The organism is Streptomyces sp. NPDC006551, assembly GCF_040611675.1.
Classification (GTDB): domain Bacteria; phylum Actinomycetota; class Actinomycetes; order Streptomycetales; family Streptomycetaceae; genus Streptomyces.
Genome location: NZ_JBEXOT010000016.1, coordinates 81,022 through 97,408, shown reverse-complemented (window position 1 = coordinate 97,408; position 16,387 = coordinate 81,022). Strand labels below are relative to the sequence as shown.

The 16,387-nt window shown below is 71.3% G+C and carries 11 protein-coding genes; 4 read left to right on the top strand and 7 right to left on the bottom strand.

Going from position 1 to position 16,387, the window contains the following annotated elements:
- Positions 1 to 98 precede the first annotated feature (98 nt).
- Positions 99 to 3,020, bottom strand: coding sequence for a glycoside hydrolase family 3 C-terminal domain-containing protein (locus ABZY12_RS17275; RefSeq protein ID WP_356891015.1), 2,922 nt, complete (start codon positions 3,018 to 3,020; stop codon positions 99 to 101).
- 509 nt (positions 3,021 to 3,529) lie between these two features.
- On the opposite strand from ABZY12_RS17275, the gene ABZY12_RS17270 reads away from it, so the two are divergent.
- The 4 genes from ABZY12_RS17270 to ABZY12_RS17255 are packed head-to-tail and all read left to right on the top strand — an operon-like array spanning position 3,530 to position 9,367.
- Positions 3,530 to 3,652, top strand: a complete 123-nt coding sequence (locus ABZY12_RS17270) for a hypothetical protein (RefSeq protein WP_356891013.1) — start codon at positions 3,530 to 3,532, stop codon at positions 3,650 to 3,652.
- A 24-nt stretch (positions 3,653 to 3,676) separates the two neighbouring features.
- Positions 3,677 to 5,662, top strand: a complete 1,986-nt coding sequence (locus ABZY12_RS17265; protein WP_356891011.1) for a beta-galactosidase — start codon at positions 3,677 to 3,679, stop codon at positions 5,660 to 5,662.
- A gap of 29 nt (positions 5,663 to 5,691) precedes the next feature.
- On the top strand, positions 5,692 to 7,857 hold the full coding sequence (locus tag ABZY12_RS17260) for an alpha-galactosidase (protein WP_356891009.1): 2,166 nt from the start codon (positions 5,692 to 5,694) through the stop codon (positions 7,855 to 7,857).
- A 4-nt stretch (positions 7,858 to 7,861) separates the two neighbouring features.
- Positions 7,862 to 9,367: a glycoside hydrolase family 43 protein gene (locus ABZY12_RS17255; RefSeq protein ID WP_356891007.1), complete on the top strand. Its 1,506-nt coding sequence runs from the start codon at positions 7,862 to 7,864 to the stop codon at positions 9,365 to 9,367.
- 394 nt (positions 9,368 to 9,761) lie between these two features.
- On the opposite strand, the gene ABZY12_RS17250 is transcribed toward ABZY12_RS17255, so the two are convergent.
- From ABZY12_RS17250 to ABZY12_RS17225, 6 genes are read right to left on the bottom strand one after another with little or no spacing between them, the layout of a single operon-like run.
- Complete coding sequence (locus tag ABZY12_RS17250) at positions 9,762 to 11,228, bottom strand: non-reducing end alpha-L-arabinofuranosidase family hydrolase (RefSeq protein ID WP_356891005.1); 1,467 nt, start codon at positions 11,226 to 11,228, stop codon at positions 9,762 to 9,764.
- Positions 11,228 to 11,977 carry a cupin domain-containing protein gene (locus ABZY12_RS17245; RefSeq protein ID WP_356891003.1) on the bottom strand — a complete coding sequence of 250 codons (750 nt, stop codon included), beginning with the start codon at positions 11,975 to 11,977 and terminating at the stop codon, positions 11,228 to 11,230. Before ABZY12_RS17245 ends, ABZY12_RS17250 begins: the two co-directional genes overlap by 1 nt.
- Positions 11,971 to 12,831, bottom strand: a complete 861-nt coding sequence (locus tag ABZY12_RS17240) for a PmoA family protein (RefSeq protein WP_356891001.1) — start codon at positions 12,829 to 12,831, stop codon at positions 11,971 to 11,973. Before ABZY12_RS17240 ends, ABZY12_RS17245 begins: the two co-directional genes overlap by 7 nt.
- Positions 12,828 to 13,874 (bottom strand): Gfo/Idh/MocA family oxidoreductase, encoded by a 1,047-nt coding sequence (locus ABZY12_RS17235; RefSeq protein WP_356890999.1) that lies wholly within the window; start codon positions 13,872 to 13,874, stop codon positions 12,828 to 12,830. Before ABZY12_RS17235 ends, ABZY12_RS17240 begins: the two co-directional genes overlap by 4 nt.
- A complete protein-coding gene (locus tag ABZY12_RS17230; protein WP_356890997.1) occupies positions 13,871 to 14,929 on the bottom strand; it encodes an endo-1,4-beta-xylanase in 1,059 nt (352 codons plus the stop codon). The genes ABZY12_RS17235 and ABZY12_RS17230 overlap by 4 nt, the downstream gene beginning before the upstream one ends.
- 26 nt (positions 14,930 to 14,955) lie before the next feature.
- Entirely contained in the window at positions 14,956 to 16,320 is a 1,365-nt protein-coding gene (locus ABZY12_RS17225; protein ID WP_356890995.1) for a glycoside hydrolase, read from the bottom strand.
- Positions 16,321 to 16,387 lie beyond the last annotated feature (67 nt).

Sequence of the window (16,387 nt, the reverse complement as noted above, 5' to 3'; positions counted from 1 at the left end):
ACCGGGAGCGCCCCGCCTCGCGGGCCGGCTACCGGTGCGTGGGGATGGGTGGCGACCCGCCCCTACAGACGGGCCGCCGGTCTCAGGGGGTGCGGGCCTCAGCCGGCGTCGGCGGACGTGCCGAAGCGGAAGGCGGCCAGACGGAAGCTCCCGTGCAGCGTCAGCCGCAGATCGTGGACGCCGTCCACCGGAGCGGCGAGCTCGGCCACGCGGGTCGTCCACGTGTAGCGGTCGCCGGTGACCGGTACACCGATCTCCGCCAGCAGTTCGTCACCGGCCCGGAGTTCCAGCCGCGCCTCCCCAGGGCCCGCGTCCTCGCGAGCGGTCTCGACCTCCACCCGGACCGCTCCGGACAGGTCGACGTCGCGGAAGAGCAGTGTCGCGGGCCGCGCCGGATCGGCCGGCGTGACGGCGTCGCCACTGGTGCGGGTGGCGTCGACGATGGTGGTGTCCGCGTGGTCGTCGAAGTCGACTGTCAGGGTTCGACGTTCGACGACCACGCGGGGCGCGGGGGCCGGCCCGGTCACCCTGAGCGGTGCGGTGAGGACCGGGTGCTCGGCGGAGCGGGCCACGGTGATCTTGTACGCGCCGGGGTCGACGGTGAAGGCACCGGTGGCGACGGACCAGTGGGCGAGCCGGTCGGCCGGCAGTCGGAACATCAGTTCCCGGCTGTCCCCCGGCTCCAGGCGGACCTTGCGGAAGTCGGCGAGGCGCCGCCGGGGGGCCTCGTGGCGGGCGTCGAGGGCCCGGACGTAGAGCTGGACCACCTCGCTGCCGGGCCGCGTACCTGTGTTGGCCACGGTCACCGTGACGTCGACCGTGCCGTCCTGGGCGATCGACGGCTGTGACAGGCGTAGATCGCGGTAGACGAAGTCGGTGTAGGACAGCCCGTGGCCGAAGGGGTAGAGCGGTGTGGCCTGGTGGTACTGGTACGTCCAGCCGCCCTTGACGATGTCGTACTCGAGCGGGTCCGGCAGCGGGTCGTCGCCCCGGTACCAGGTCTGCGGCAGGCGCCCTGCGGGCTCGGCCTCCCCGAGCAGCACCGCGGCCAGCGCGTGGCCCGTCTCCTGCCCGCCGTGGGACGTCCACACCACGGCGGGCAGGTGTTCGTCGGCCCAGTCGACGGCGTACGGGTAGCTGCTCATCACCACCAGCGCCGTCTCCGGGCGGACGGCCGCGACCGTGCGCAGCAACTGTTCCTGCGGCTCGGGCAGTTCGATGCCCGCCCGGTCCTCGGTCTCCCGGCCGTTGACCATCGGGTGGTTGCCGAGGACGACGATCGCCGCGTCGGCGGCTTCGGCGGCCGCCCGCGCCTCGGCCGCGCCGTCGCGCAGCAGCTCTCGCCGCCAGCGTTCGGCGGCGTCCGGGGTTTCGGCGGTGACTGTCACCCGGCCGTCCGTCGGGTCGACGGCGGCGTAGCGTCCGGTGAGAACGGAGCGCAGGACGAGGTCGTCCCCTGCCGGTTCCAGGCGGAAGGTCTCGTGGATCTCCCAGCTCTTGAGCAGTTCCTGATCGGCCGCGAGGGAGGCGTCGCCCTTGAGGCTCAGGTAGCGGCCGGTGTCGGCGGCGCGCAGCGTCAGGACGCCGCGACCCCAGTCGGCGACGTCGAACGGGGTCTTGCACAGGAGTTCGCCGGTGGTGCGGGAGCGCAGCGCGATCCGGTCGGAACCGTCGACGTGGATCACCTCGCCGCCGTGGGCGGCGAGTTCCGCGGCGAGTCCGGCGGCGACACTGATGTGGTACGGCATGGTGCCGCTGTACCAGTCCTCGCACAGCGTGTCGGCGAGCGGGCCGATCACGGCGATCCGCGCGGTCCGGGCCGGGTCGAGCGGCAGCAGGCCGTCGTTCTTGAGGAGCACCACCGACTCGGTCGCGGCGCGCCTCGCCAGGGCGCGGTGCTCGGGGCAGTCGATCACCTCGGGCCCGATCCTGGCATAGGGGTCGAGGTCCGGATCGAACTCGCCCAGCCGGAAGCGGAGTTCCAACTGCCGTCGCACCGCGCGGTTCACGTCGGTCTCGTCGATCAGGCCGCGCTCCAGCGCCGCTCGGAGTCGGCCGACGGGCGTGGCGCTGTCCTCGCCGTGGTCGGTGAAGCTGTCGATGCCGGCCTTGAGCGCCGCCGCGTGTGACTCGACGTGGTCGTCGAAGTAGTGCTCGAGGTCGACGAGGTTGGACGGGGCCTCGGCGTCGCTCACGACGAACAGCTCGTGTCCGGTCGGCTCCGCCCAGCGGCGCAGTTCGTCGTTGATGAGCGGACTCACGTGGCAGGGACGTCCGTTGACCAGGTTGTACGCGGCCATGGCGCCGGTCGCGACACCTGCGGCGACGACGGGGCGGAAGGCTGCCAGGTCGTACTCGTGCAGGACGCGCGGGCGCAGCCCGGAGGAGGTCGTACAGCGGTCGTCCTCGTTGTTGTAGGCGAGGAAGTGCTTGAGCACCGGGGCCGCCCGCAGATAGGCCGGATGGTCGCCGGACAGGCCCCGGCAGAAGGCCTCGCCGAGGCGGGCGGTGTGCGCCGGGTCCTCGGAGTAGCCCTCCTCGTTGCGGCCCCAGCGAGGATCGCGCAGCAGATTCAGCACAGGCGCCCAGGCCTGGAGGCTGTTGGGGGCGCGGTCGGGGGCGATCACCGGCGGGCGGTGGCGGTGGAAGGCGCGCAGTTCGACCGAGACGGCCTCGGCGACCCGGCGCACCAGGTCCTCGTCCCAGGTGGCGCCGAGGCCGACGGCCTGCGGGAAGACCGTCGCCTCCCCCAGCCAGGAGACGCCGTGAAGGGCCTCGCTGCCGGTACGGAAGGAGTCGACGCCCAGGCGCGGGACGGCCGGCGCGTACTGGTGGAGCATCGCGATCCGCTCGTCGAGCGTGAGCCGTCCGAGCAGGTCGTCGACGCGCCGGCGCAGCGGCAGCGCGGGATCGCGGAAGGGCGGAGGTTCGGCCGCGGACGCGGACAGGGAACTCACGTGGACAACCCCTTGGCAGGCTGGGCGGCATGGCCGTTCATCGAAGCGCTTCGACAATGACATCGACCTGAAGGGCTGTCAATGAACACCAGTGACAGAAACTCTCGCCTCAGCAAGGGGCTTGTTTCGCGCGAGGCGTGTCCGTTACGTTCACCGCCTGCCAGGCAAGCGCTTCGACACTTCAACGAGCAGGGGCTCCTTCACCATGAGAACCGCGTTGAACCGCCGAACCTTCGTGAACGCCGCCGCCTCGATCGCGGGGACCGCCGCGGCGGCGCCGCTTCGGCAGCACGGCGACGCAGACCGCGCCGCTGTCGCTCCAGACGGCCGTCGTCGTGCTCACGCTCGTCCCGCATCCTCGCCGACCGTCCGGACACCACGGGGATCGTGGTGCAGAACGAAGGAGCGATCGGTCCTCTTCTCGGCCTGCTGCGCGCGGGCGGGCGGACCGTGCCGGAGGACGCCTCCGCCATCGCCACCTGCGTCCAGCCGCCGGCCGAGCAGCACTCCCCCGGCTCACGTCCGTCACCAGCCCGAAGAGGGACCTCGGACAGGCGGTCGTCGACCAGGTCATGGCCAGGATCACCGCGGGAGCCAAGGGCGAGGAGCCCGAGGACGAACTGCGCCCGATGCCCCCGGAACTGGTGATCCGAGAAGGCACCGCACCGGCCCCGCGCCGCAGCCCCCACCCCTGATGTCAGCCCGGAGGAATGTTCCGCATGACGATGCAGCGACTCACCGACCGCCTCGGCGGTCTCGCCTTCGGCGGGGACTACAACCCGGAGCAGTGGGACGAGGAGGTGTGGAAGGAGGACGAGGAGCTGATGCGCCGGGCCCGGGTCAACCTGGCCACCGTCGGCGTCTTCTCCTGGGCCCTCATGGAGCCCGAGGAGGGCCGGTACGACTTCGCCTGGCTCGACGCCCACCTCAGCCGCCTGCACGCGGGCGGTGTCGCCGTGGACCTCGCCACCCCGACCGCCTCCCCTCCGCCCTGGTTCACCCTGGCTCACCCCGACGCCCTGCCCGTCTCCCCCGACGGCACCCGGCTGACCCACGGCAGCCGGGACACCTACTGCCTCGCGGCCCCCGCCTACCGCCGCGCCGCCCGCCGTATCGCGGGCGCCCTGGCCGAGCGCTACGGCGACCACCCGGCGCTCGCCCTGTGGCACGTGCACAACGAGTACGCGACGCTCTGCTGGTGCGAGCACACCGCGGCCGCCTTCCGGGTCTGGCTGCGTGCCCGCCACGGCTCCCTCGATGCCCTCAACGAGGCCTGGGGCACGGCGTTCTGGAGCCAGCGGTACACCGCCTGGGAGCAGATCCTGCCGCCCCGCGCCACCCAGTGGCACAAGAACCCCGGCCAGGCCCTGGACTTCCGACGCTTCTGGTCGGACGAGGCCCTCGCCGCCTACCGCGAGCAGCGCGACGCGATCCGCGCCCACAGCGACCGGCCGGTGACGACCAACCTCATGCTGCCCGCGTACCAGAACCTGGACCTGTGGGCCTTCGGCCGCGAGGTCGACCTCGTCGCCGTCGACCACTACCCCAGCGCGCCCGGGGCGGACGCCGCCGCCGACACCGCCTTCGGCGCCGACCGGGCCCGCTCCTTCGGCGGCGGCGCCCCCTGGCTCCTCATGGAGCAGGGCACGAACACCGTCCACGCCGGCGACCGCGTCCTCGCCAAGGAGCCGGGCGACATCGGCCGTCACACCCTCGGCCACATCGCCCACGGCTCGGACGGCACGCTGTTCTTCCAGTGGCGCCAGTCCCGCGCGGGCGCCGAGCAGTGGCACTCCGCGATGGTCCCGCACGCCGGGCCGGACAGCCGTACCTTCCGCGAGGTCACGGCCGTCGGGGAGAACGTCGCCCTCCTCGGCGAGCTCGCCGGCTCCACCGTCCGTGCCGAGGTCGCCGTCCTGCACGACTCCGACGCCTGGTGGGCGCTCGAGGTCGACGGACTGCCGTCGGCCGAACTCGACTACCACGCCACGCTGCGCCGCGCCCACCGGGCGCTGTGGGACGCGGGCGCCACGGTCGACTTCGCGCACCCCGAGCACGACCTGAGCCGCTACCGGCTCGTCCTCGCGCCTTCGCTCTTCCTGCTCTCCGACGCGGGCGCCGCGAACCTGCGCCGCTATGTCGCCGACGGCGGCACCCTGCTCGTCCAGCCTTTCAGCGGCGCCGTCGACGAGCACCTCCACGCCCGGCTCGGCGGATACCCGGCCGCGCCGCTCCGCGAGGCGCTGGGCATCCGGGTCGAGGAGTACCGCCCGCTGCGGCGGGACGAGAAGATCGTCCTCTCCGACGGCTCGCACGGCACCGCCTGGAGCGAGTCCCTGCGTACGGAGGGCGCCGAGGCCCTCGTCACGTACAACGGCGGCATGCTCGGCGGCCGAGCCGCGCTCACCCGCCACGGGTTCGGTGCCGGCCAGGGCTGGTACCTCTCCACCCGGCTCGACGACACCGGCTACGCGGCGCTGGTCACCCGTCTGCTCACGGAAACCGGTGTCGAACCGGACCTGCCCGGCCTGCCGTCCGGCGTCGAATCCGTCACCCGCCACGCCCCGGACGGCCGCCGCTGGCACGTGCTGATCAACCACCGCGCCGATGTCGTGCCCCTCCCGGCGCCCGCCCACGACCTGCTGACGGACGGCCCCTTGTACGAGCTGCCGCCCGGCGGCTGCGCGGTCGTGCAAGCGAGCTGACGCCACCGTCACTCAAGGAAGGATCAACCGTGACAGACGAACCGCAGGTGATCCACTGGGGCCACGAAGCCCTCGGGGTCGAGATCGCCCTCGGCGAAGACGGCGCCGCCCGCCTCGTCCGCGTCGGCGCACCAGGTGTGGCCGCCGCCGACCCGCGACCCGACGCGCCGCTGCCGCTGGTGGAGGTGATGGTCACGGGCCACGGCCGTCACTGGTCCGGCCGGAACCTCATCGACACGGCCGTCGGGGCTCGGCTGCGCCACCGGGCCCACCACTCGACCCGCGAGGGCGACTGGCACGTGCTCACCGTCGAACTCCACGACCCCGAGACCGGCCTGACCGCCGAGGCGGTCTACCGCTCCCCGGACGGCCTGCCGGTGCTCCGCGGCGAGGTGGTCCTGCGCAACGAGGGGCCCGCCACGCTCCACCTGGAGTCGGTCAGCTCGCTGGTCGTGGGCTGCCTCGCCGGGTGCGACGACCCGGCGGACCTGGACGACGCCGAGCTGCTGTGGGCGGAGAACGACTGGCTCACCGAATGCCGCTGGCAGCACAGTCCGTTGCGGGTGACCTCGCCCGCCCTCGACCGCCGGTTCAACACTCGCGCCGGCAAGAGCCCCCGCGTGGTCGCCGGGGAGGGCACCTGGTCCAGTTGCGGCCGGCTGCCGATGGGGGGCCTGACCGACCGCCGCTCCGGCCGCACCTGGTTGTGGCAGATCGAGCACAACGGCGGCGGCTGGCGCTGGGAGAGCGGAGAACGCGACGACACGGCGTACGTGGCACTCCTCGGCCCCAACGACCCCGATCACGGCTGGCGCCACCCCCTGGAACCCGGCGCCGAGTTCCGCACCGTGCCGGTGGCTCTGGCGCTCGGCGCGGACGCCGGACCCGACGCCGCGTTCGCCGCCCTCACCCGCTACCGCCGGGCCCTGCGCCGCCCCCACGCGGACCACCACCGGCTGCCGGTCGTCTTCAACGACTACATGAACTGCCTGATGGCCGACCCCACGACCGAAAAGCTGCTGCCGTTCATCGACGCGGCCGCCGAGGCGGGGGCGGAGTACTTCGTCGTCGACGCCGGCTGGTACGCCGAGAAGGACGTCGACTGGTGGGGGACGGTCGGCGAATGGGAGCCGTCCACCACCCGCTTCCCCGGCCCGCGTGGCATCCACGAGGTCCTGGACCGTATCCGGGAGCTGGGCATGGTCCCCGGCCTCTGGCTGGAGCCTGAAGCGGTCGGCGTGTCCAGCCCGCCGGCCAAGACCCTCCCTGAGGAGGCGTTCTTCCGCCGTGACGGCCGGCGCGTCGTCGAAACCCCCGGCCGTTACCACCTGGACCTGCGACACCCCGCCGCCCGCGCCCACCTGGACCGGGTCGTGGACCGACTGGCCGGCGAGTGGGGCATCGGCTACCTCAAGCTCGACTACAACACCAACCACGGATCCGGCACCAGCGGTCACCCCGGAGAGACGCCGGCCGCCGGTCTGCTCGGCCACAACCGGGCCCAGCTCGACTGGCTCGACGGCATCCTCGACCGGCACCCCCACCTCGTGGTGGAGAACTGCGCCTCGGGCGGTCTGCGGATGGACTACGCCCTGCTCTCCCGGCTCCAGCTGCAGTCCACCAGCGACCAGCAGGACCTCCTCCGGTACGCGCCGATCGCGGCCGCCGCCCCGACCGCCGTCACGCCCGAGCAGGGCGCGGTCTGGGCGTATCCGCGGGCGGAGGACTCCCTCGACGAGGTGGCGTTCACGATGGCCAACGCGCTCCTCGGCCGTATCCACCTCTCCGGGCGTCTCACAGAACTCCAGCCGGAGGCCCGGGCCCTGGTCCATGAGGCCGTTGCCGTGTACAAGACCATCCGCGGCGACCTGCCACAGGCCGTACCCGCCTGGCCGCTCGGCCTCCCGGGCTGGGACGACACCTGGATCGCCCTGGCCCTGCACACGCCGGCCGTCACCTACCTCACGGTCTGGCGCCGCCCCGGAGCGGAGGACGGCGTGGCCCTCCACATGCCCCACCTGCGCGGCGCCGGCATCCACGCCGACGTGCTGTACCCCTCCAGCGGGCGGGCCACGTCCACCTGGCGCGCGGACACCGCCGAACTCACCCTGAGCCTGCCCACGGCCCCGTCCGCCGTCCTGCTCCGCCTCGTCCGCGACACCACCCCGAACACTCTTAGCCACGAACGGAACTGATCTCATGTCGGACACGCGGTCGGTCAGCGACAACGTCAGCAACCCCGTGATCCCGGGCTTCCATCCCGACCCCAGCATCTGCCGTGTGGGCGACGACTACTACGTCGTCTGCTCCAGCTTCGAGTACTTCCCCGGCGTTCCCGTCTTCCACAGCCGCGACCTGGTGCACTGGACCCAGATCGGCAACGCCCTCGACCGGCCGAGCCAGCTGCGCCTCGACACGCCTTCGTCGGGCGGGATCTACGCGCCCACGCTGCGCCACCACGACGGCCGTTTCTGGCTGATCGTCACGAACGTGGCACCGGGTGAGGGCAACCTGCTGTTCACCGCCACCGACCCGGCCGGCCCCTGGTCCGAGCCGATCAGACTCCCCGGAGTCCCCGGCATCGACCCCGATCTCACCTGGGACGAGGACGGCACCTGCTGGTGCACCGTCGCCGGAGTCTCGCAGGTCCGTCTCGACCCGTACACCGGCGAAACCTCCGGCGAGCCGCGGAAGCTGTGGTCCGGCACCGGCGGCATGGCCCCCGAGGCGCCGCACCTGTACCGAATCGGCGACTACTGGTACCTGCTCATCGCCGAAGGCGGAACCGAGCGTGGCCACGGCGTGTCCATCGCCCGCGGTCGTACTCCCTCCGGCCCGTTCGAACCGTGCCCGGCCAACCCCATCCTCACCCACCGCAGCACCGATCACCCCGTCCAGAACACCGGCCACGCGGATCTGGTCGAGGCCCCCGACGGCTCGTGGCGGATGGTGCTGCTCGGCGTACGACCGCGCGGCGGCACCCCCGGCTGGCACGTACTCGGACGCGAGACCTTCCTCGCCCCGGTGGAATGGGTGGACGGCTGGCCGGTCGTCGGCGCGCTCACCACCGACATGCCCGCGCCGGCGTGGCCGCTTCATCCCCATTCCGGCTCGCCGGTCCGGGACGACTTCGACCAGGCCGAGCTGCGGCCTTGCTGGGTGTCGCTGCGCGACCGTCCCGCGAGGCTGTGCACCACGAAGGAGCGGTCGGGGTGGCTGACCCTCCACGCCGCCGGCGACTCCCTCGACGAGCCCGACGCGGTGCTCGTCGCCCGACGCCAACAGCACCTCTCCTGCGGGGTACGTACGCTGATCGACCCCGCGGAGGGTCGCGGCGGCCTGGCCGTCCGGCTGGACGAGCGGCACCACTACGAGATCGAGGCGGCTGCCGGCGAGGTGAAGGTGTTCGCGCGCATCGGCCCGCTCCGCACGGAGGTGGCGTCCCGGCCGGTACCCGCCGGACCGGTGGTTCTCGGCGCCGAGATCGCCCCGCACCCGCCGGAGGACTCCCGGACCGGACCCGACCTCGTCTCCTTCGGTGTCGAGGAGCCGGACGGAACGTTCACCGCGCTCGGCACGCTCGACGGGCGATACCTGTCGACCGAGGTGGCCGGCGGCTTCACCGGACGGGTCATCGGCATGTACGCCTCGGCCGGCACGGTCCACTTCGACTGGTTCGACTACGAGCCACGATCGGTTCGATGACCGGGGTCAGTACGCGGCCTTCGATGGAGCCGTACTCTCCCGGACGGTGAGAGTGGTCGCGATCTCCAGTCCGACCTGAGGCACTGCCTCACCCCGGCCGAGCGCCAGGGCGAGCTCGGTGGCAGCCGCCGCCGTCGGCCGACGGCTGACGGACGGTGGTCCGCCACGGTCCTCCTCCCCTCCTCTGCTACCGCCCGCCGTTCTGAGACCTGTCGGTCGCGACCGGTGTGTCGCGGAACTCTCGGGCACGCGCAGCGCCGTGCCGTTTCCACGGGAGAAGCAGCATGAGCAGGCCCCGCCGAAGCCGGCGGGGCCTGTGTGACCCGGGCGGGCTCGGCCGTCCGCCGAGCCCGCCGTGCCGGCTCCACACCGGAGCCGGACCGGTGTCACGCCGTCAGCGCCGCAGTGTCAGCAGACCCGGCCGGTAGGGCAGGAGGCCGTAGTCGACGCCGTCGGAATTGGGGCTGCGTCCCTGGTAGAGGAACTGCAGGTTGCACGGATCGACGGTCATGGTCTGATCGGCGCTGGTGCGGATCAGTTCGCCGTGGCTGATGTCGTTGGTCCAGGTGGCACCACTGTTGGCCTTGCCGGCGAAGGGGTTGCTCTCGGTCGCGGCCTGGGGTGTCCACGAGCCGTTCAGGCTGGTGGCCGTGAACGAGCGGAAGTAGCGGCCCTGCGAGCCGATCGCCTCGACGATCATGAGGTAGCGGTCCTGGCCCTTGAGCTTGTAGACCTGCGGGGCTTCGAACAGGTTGTTCGTCGTGTCGCTCATGATCACGGTCGAGGTCGTGCCGAAACTGCCCGGGAAGTTCCCGATCGGCATGCTGGCCCGGTAGATCTTGCCGTTGTCACCGGCGAAGAACAGGTACATGTTCGTACCGTCAGCGATGAGCGTCTGGTCGATGGGTCCTGTTCCGGAGCCGGCGATGGTTCCGGAGAAGAGCTCCTTCGGTGATGACCAGCCATTCGGGTTGGTGGGGTCGCTCGACGTCCGGTAGGAGAAGGCGGTCGCACCCCACTGGTAGGCGAGCACCCAGATGTTCTTCGGCGCGAAGTAGAAGAGCGTGGGCGCGACCGTGGAAGACGACATCGTGTTCTGGCCGGCCGAGCCCATTTCCGACCAGTTGGTGAACAGGCCGAAGTTCATCGAACCCCAACTCGTCCCCGTGTCGTGCGTCGTCGCGTAGACGAGCTGCTTGCCGTTGTAGGGGACGACGGTGAAGTCCTTGAGCGAGACCCACCCCGGCTTGGGCTGCGCCAGCGCGCCCGTCGACGTCCAGCGGTAGGTCGACGGAAGGTTGCACACGCCGGGGTTGCCGGCGCCGACCTGGACGAGCTGCCACTGCTGGTTGTTGCCGCCCCAGTCGTCGTACTGGACGATGTTCGCGTTGTCGGCGGTGGAGCCGCCCTGCACTTCGAGGGCCTTGTTGCTGTGGCGCGCGATCAGCCTCACGTAGCCGCCCGCGCTGTCGGCCAGCCGCCACTGCTGGTTGCCGGCGTTCAGGTCGGTCCACTGGACGATCGGGCCGCCGTTGGCGGTGGACCCGTTCTGGACGTCCAGCACCTTGCCGGAGTGGCGGGACTTGATGCGGTAGTAGCCGCCGCCGGCGTCGACGAACTGCCACAGCTGCTGGTTCTGGTCGTTCCTGGTCCACTGGGTGATGCGCGCGCCGTCGTCGGTCGCCAGGTTGTAGACGTCCAGGGCCTTACCGCTGTTGCGGTTGACCAGCACGTACGAGGCGTTGGGGTCGACGGTCGCCGCGGCGGCGGGCGGGGCACTGAAAAGACTGGCCCCGAGCAGTAAGGACGACAGGACCGCGAGTACGAGACTCAGGACCAGGGGTGGATGGCGAAACCTCATCAGAAGAGCTCCTTTGGGGGACGGAGGTGAGGTGACCCCGACGACGAACCGCGGAGCGGCCGCGTCGGGGGGTCGGGGACGGGATAGGGGTGGAGGTGGCCGCACATGCCGAAGAGTGGGTGCTCCGGGCGCTCCAGTCGTGACACTTCGCCGTGGCCGAGGTGAGAGAGGTCTCCGGCCTTCAGCCGCTCCAGCTGACGTCCGGTCTCGACGGCCGCGGCCAGGGGGCCGTCACGCCAGCGGATCCGCCAGTCGTCCAGGAGGTCACTCTTCAGGCGGTGGGCCGCGCTGTGGAACTCCCGCAGCCCGCCTTCGCGCAAGGCCAGGAACCCCTCGAGTGCCAGGTCGCGGCGGCGGCGCGCTGCCGTGACCCGGTCGCCGGTCAGGGCGGCCGCCGCCTGGTAGGCGTCGGGATCGGCCAGCACAGGAGCGGGGAAGGTGAAGACGGCGTCGCCGGCCTCGGGGAGTCCGCCGTTCTGCATGAGCACCACGAGGCGCAGGCCGTCGTCGTTGACGAGGCGGTGGATCGTGCCGGGGGTGAACCAGACGAGGTCGCCGGGGTGCAGCGGGGTGTCGGCGAAGCCGGAGGCGGCGAGAGTCTGGACGCTGCCCGTGCCGCCGATGACGACGTAGGCCTCGGAGCAGACGAGGTGCATGTGGGGTGTGCCGCCGCACAGCCCGTCGGCGGCCTTCCAGTCGTACACGGTCAACCCGGAGATCCCCACGCCGCCGGGGAGCCGGGTCACCACGGGTGTTCCGCGACATGGCGGGCCAGGCGCCCGGGGTTCCACGCCCCGTCGGCGACGACGATCCGGTAGCGGCGCGACAGGGTGTCGCCCGGGGCCAGCGGCAGTTCCTTGTCGAACGCCAGAGACGGGTTGACGGCGGGGATGGGCTCACTGCGGACGAACCAGCGGCAGGGGGCGTCGGGATCGTCCAGGAACAGGAGCGTGGAGGAGCGGTCGACCTCGTCGTGCGTGCCGATGAAAGCCAACCAGTCGCCCTGCTCGCCCATCGCGGGGCCGATCACGTCGCCGCCGGTGAAGTCGCGCGGACCGCGCCAGAACAGACCGGAGTATCCGGCGAGCTCCCTGCCCTGAGTGCCGGGGCTGCCGAACGTCAGATCGGTGTCGTGGACGTTGGTCAGCGCGGTGGTGACGTCCAGGGTCCAGGAGTCGGCCTCGACGTCGCGGGCGGTCAGCGTGCGACGCTCGTCGATCCAGCGCTCCCCCGCCATCGTGTGCCAGGCCAGGTCCTCGGTGATGACGGCGCGGCCGTGGCCCGTTTCGGCGGATACGGCGAGACTGCGCATCGTGCCGAGGTTCGGCAGGTCCACGTAGCCCTGGCCGCGCAGGTAGGTGCCGCCGCCCCAGAAGTTCTGCCCCGACACCCACGACGCCGTGATCTGGAGCCCCTTGTGCCAGCGGTGGTCGTGCGGACGGTACCCGGTGACCACGTCGCCGGCGAGCGTACGCACCGGATGCAGATAGGGCTTCGGTGCCTCGAAGGGGTCCATGACCGGCCGGTGCACGTACCGGAAGAGGTCGACGCCGCGGGTTCGGACGATCAGCGAGTCCTCGTTCTCGAGGAGTTCGAACGTCATCGGAACACCTCCGGGCGCCCTCCGTTGAGCGAGCCGTAGAACGGGTCGGCCGCGTCGATCTCCCCGCGCCGGACCGGCAGGCCGGTGATCGCGGCCTTGTACAAGGCGGTCACCAGTTCCATGGTGGACCTGCCCAAGTCGGGCCGGATGCCCGCCTCGTAGCCGTCCAGGAAGGCCGCGAGCTGGGCGGTGTGCGAGCTGGGCAGGTCGTCCGACGGGTCCCACCTCACGCCGGACGACCTGGGAGTGAACGTCCAGTCCGCGTTGGAGTAGCCGTACAGATGCCGCAGCTCGACCGTGGCGTCGGTGAGATCGAACCGCAGGTAGCTCTCCTCGCGCGGGGAGAGGACGCTGTTGACGACCGTCGCGATGGCTCCGTTCTCGAAGCGGACCAGGGCCGCGGACACGTCCTCGGTCTGGACGTCGCGCTCCAGGCGGCCGGCCATCGCGCGTACCTCGGCCCATTCGCCGAGCACCGCGAGCATCAGGTCCATCTGGTGGATGCCGTGGCCCAGCGTCGGGCCACCGCCCTCGCTCTCCCATGTGCCGCGCCAGGGCACGTCGTAGTAGGCGTCGTCGCGGTACCACGCCGTGACGCACTGCGCGACCAGCGGACGGCCCAACGCCCCGGCAGCGATCTGGTCGCGCATGTACCGGGCCCCCGTGCCGTACCTGTGCTGGAACACCGCGCCCGCGGCGGCGGGCCCCTCGGCGGCACGGATCCGGTCGAGCTCGGCCAGGGACAGCGCCACCGGCTTCTCGCACCACACCCACGCCTCCGACTCCAGGCAGGCCACGGCCTGCTCGGCGTGCAGGAACGGGGGCGTGCACAGCTGCACGAGGTCCGGCCTCTGCTCCTCGAGCATCGTGTGCAGGTCGGTGTAGACCGCGGGAATGCCGTGTTCGGCCGCGAACGCCTCGGCGCGCGCGGCGTCCACGTCGACGGCTGCCACGATCACGGCCCGGTGCGCCTGGGCCCGGAGGGCGGGGACGTGGCAGATGCCCGCGATCCCGCCCGTTCCGACGATCGCCGTTCTGATCATCCGCCCAGCACCTCCTTGATCGAGTGATAGGCGGGCTTGGGCGCCAGGTTCTCGTCGTAGGGCAGCGCCGCGCCCTCACCGGGGAAGACGGAGGGGATCCACGAGTACTTGTCCGTGTAGTCCCAGATGGTGATGCCGACGCACTTCTCGACCGCCAGGCAGGCCTTGACGTAGTCCGCGTACCAGGTGGCCTGGGTGGCGAGCATCGAAGGGGTCGCGGGGAGGGTCATCCGGATGTCGAGTTCGGTGACCGCGACCTCGACCCCGAGGTCGGCGAAGCGCTGCATGTTCTGCTGTACGTCGGCGGGGAAGCCGTACTGGAGCGCCAGATGGCCCTGGATGCCGAAGCCCTCCACCGGGACGCCGTCGGCCTTCAACTGCTTGATCAGGGTGTAGTACGCGTCGCTCTTGGGGCCGATCCCGTCGACGTTGTAGTCGTTGAGGTACAGCTTGGCGTGCCGGTCGGCCTCGTGGGCCCAGCGCAGGGCGTCGGCGATGTAGCCGGGGCCGAGCGTCTTGTAGAAGAGCGACTCCCGGTAGGTACCGTCCTCGTTGAAGGCCTCGTTGACGACGTCCCAGTGGATGACCTGGCCCTTGAAGTGCCGGACCACCGTCTGTATGTGGTTCTTGAGGATGGCGCGCAGCTCGTCGGCGGTCCAGGTGCCCTCGGTGAGCCAGGCGGGGAGCTGGTTGTGCCAGAGGAGTGTGTGGCCGCGGACCTTCTGGTGGTGGGCCTTGGCGAAGGCGACGACCTCGTCGGCGGCGGTGAAGTCGAAGACGCCGCGCTCGGGCTCGGTGGCGTACCACTTCATGGCGTTGCCGGGGGTGGTCTGCCCGAATTCGCTGCCGAGGAGCTTCAGATAGGCGGCGTCGGTGAACTCGGGGTTGTCGGTGGCGGAGCCGAAGTACTTGTGGTGCTTCTTGGCCAGTTCGCCGAGTGTCCTGGGACGGGGCTCGGCGGTGGCGGGCGCGGCGGCGAGACCGGCTGTGAGGCAGGCGGCGGCGGACAGGGCGGTGAGAATCCGGGACGCGGTGAGGATTCGGGGCATGGGCATGACTGACTCCTCGTGTGGTGGGCGGTTCAGTCGAGGACGATCGTGGTGAGCGCGCGCGGGGCGAGCTTCGCCGTGAGGGTCGTGCCGTGCGTGGAGACGATGTCGGCCGGGGTGATCGAGCGGGTCTCGTCGGTGACGTAGCCGTCGGGGTGCCGGTCGTGCCCGCCGCGAAGAGAGAACTCGGCGGATTTTTCGGTGGTGGCGGTGTTGAGGATCTCGATCACGCGGCTGCCGTCGGTGTTGCGGAAAGCCGTGATCCGCAGTGCCGGCTCGGCGTTCGTGACCGGCACGCGGACGGCGCCGGGGCGGATGAACCGGCTGAAGGCGGCCAGCGCCCAGTAGCGTTTGGACACCCGGTAGTCGTCACCGGGGTTGGCGAGCTGGATGAGCCCTCGGGTCGCGCCGAGGGACGCGCCGGTCCAGTAGACATAGGCGTTGGCGTTGCCGACGGTCAGGGTGTTCTGGATGTCGGCCGCGACGGTGAGACCGTCGTAGCCGCTGCCGTCGTCCCAGTTCTCGTTCCAGGTGGAGCCGTCCGGCGACCATTCCGACATCCACACGCGCTTGTCGGTCGGCTGCGGGACCTCGGTCGGCCCGCTGTAGCGGTGGCCGGTGATGGTCCGCACGGCCTTGGCGGCCTCGGGGTCCGCCTCGATGGCCTCGGTGTAGGCGACCTGCCGGTCCCAGCCCGCGGCGTCGCAGCAGACGACCCCGGTCTTCAGTCCGGACGCGCGAACGGTCGGGCCGAGCACCTTGAGGAAGTCGACGGCCTGCCGCGGGGTGAACCGCATCGAGGCGTAGGTCGCCGTCCAGTCGGGTTCGTTGGTGAATCCGAGGTCGGTGATCCCGATGCCTTCCCGCTGGTAGAACTTCGCGTACTGGACGAGATAGTTCGCGTAGGCCTGACGCCATTCGGGCCGTAGCTCGCCGCCGTCGTTCTCGCTGCCGTTGGTCTTCATGAAGGCCGGGGCGCTCCAGGCGTCGGCGAAGAACCGTTTGACGCCGTAGGCCTTGGCCTCCTTGGCGAGCCAGACCTGGCCGCCGTCCCAGCCGTCCCAGACGTACTTCGGCGTGGCGTCCGGCCCGCCGGGATCGGCCGGCAGGATCGTCGGCATGTGGTCGTAGACCCGGTCGGTCGACGACCCGATGCCCAGACGCAGGATCGAGAGGCCCGCGCCCTTGTCCTTGCTGAGCAGCAGGTCGAGCACCTCGCGCCGCTTGGCCGGGCTGAGGCCGCGCGCGCCGTGCAGCAGGTCGGCCCGCTGGAAGGCCATCGAGAAGCCGAATCCGTCGATGGGCTGGAGTTCGGCGCGGAAGTCGATGGCGGGTCGCGCGGGGTCGGCCGCGGGCGTCGCGGGGTCCGCCGCGGCCTGCGATGTGAGCGCTAACAACAGTACGACTGTCAGTGCGGTCAGGCGTTTCACAACGTCTCCTCGGGGGTGGAGGTCACGCGGGACG

Excerpts from the sequence above, each read along its gene's own strand:
- ABZY12_RS17275 (WP_356891015.1), bottom strand. The coding sequence starts at position 3,020 with ATGTCATTGTCGAAGCGCTTCGATGAACGGCCATGCCGCCCAGCCTGC.
- ABZY12_RS17270 (WP_356891013.1), top strand. The coding sequence starts at position 3,530 with ATGGCCAGGATCACCGCGGGAGCCAAGGGCGAGGAGCCCGAGGACGAA.
- ABZY12_RS17265 (WP_356891011.1), top strand. The coding sequence starts at position 3,677 with ATGACGATGCAGCGACTCACCGACCGCCTCGGCGGTCTCGCCTTCGGC.
- ABZY12_RS17255 (WP_356891007.1), top strand. The coding sequence starts at position 7,862 with ATGTCGGACACGCGGTCGGTCAGCGACAACGTCAGCAACCCCGTGATC.
- ABZY12_RS17250 (WP_356891005.1), bottom strand. The coding sequence starts at position 11,228 with ATGAGGTTTCGCCATCCACCCCTGGTCCTGAGTCTCGTACTCGCGGTC.
- ABZY12_RS17240 (WP_356891001.1), bottom strand. The coding sequence starts at position 12,831 with ATGACGTTCGAACTCCTCGAGAACGAGGACTCGCTGATCGTCCGAACC.
- ABZY12_RS17235 (WP_356890999.1), bottom strand. The coding sequence starts at position 13,874 with ATGATCAGAACGGCGATCGTCGGAACGGGCGGGATCGCGGGCATCTGC.
- ABZY12_RS17230 (WP_356890997.1), bottom strand. The coding sequence starts at position 14,929 with ATGCCCATGCCCCGAATCCTCACCGCGTCCCGGATTCTCACCGCCCTG.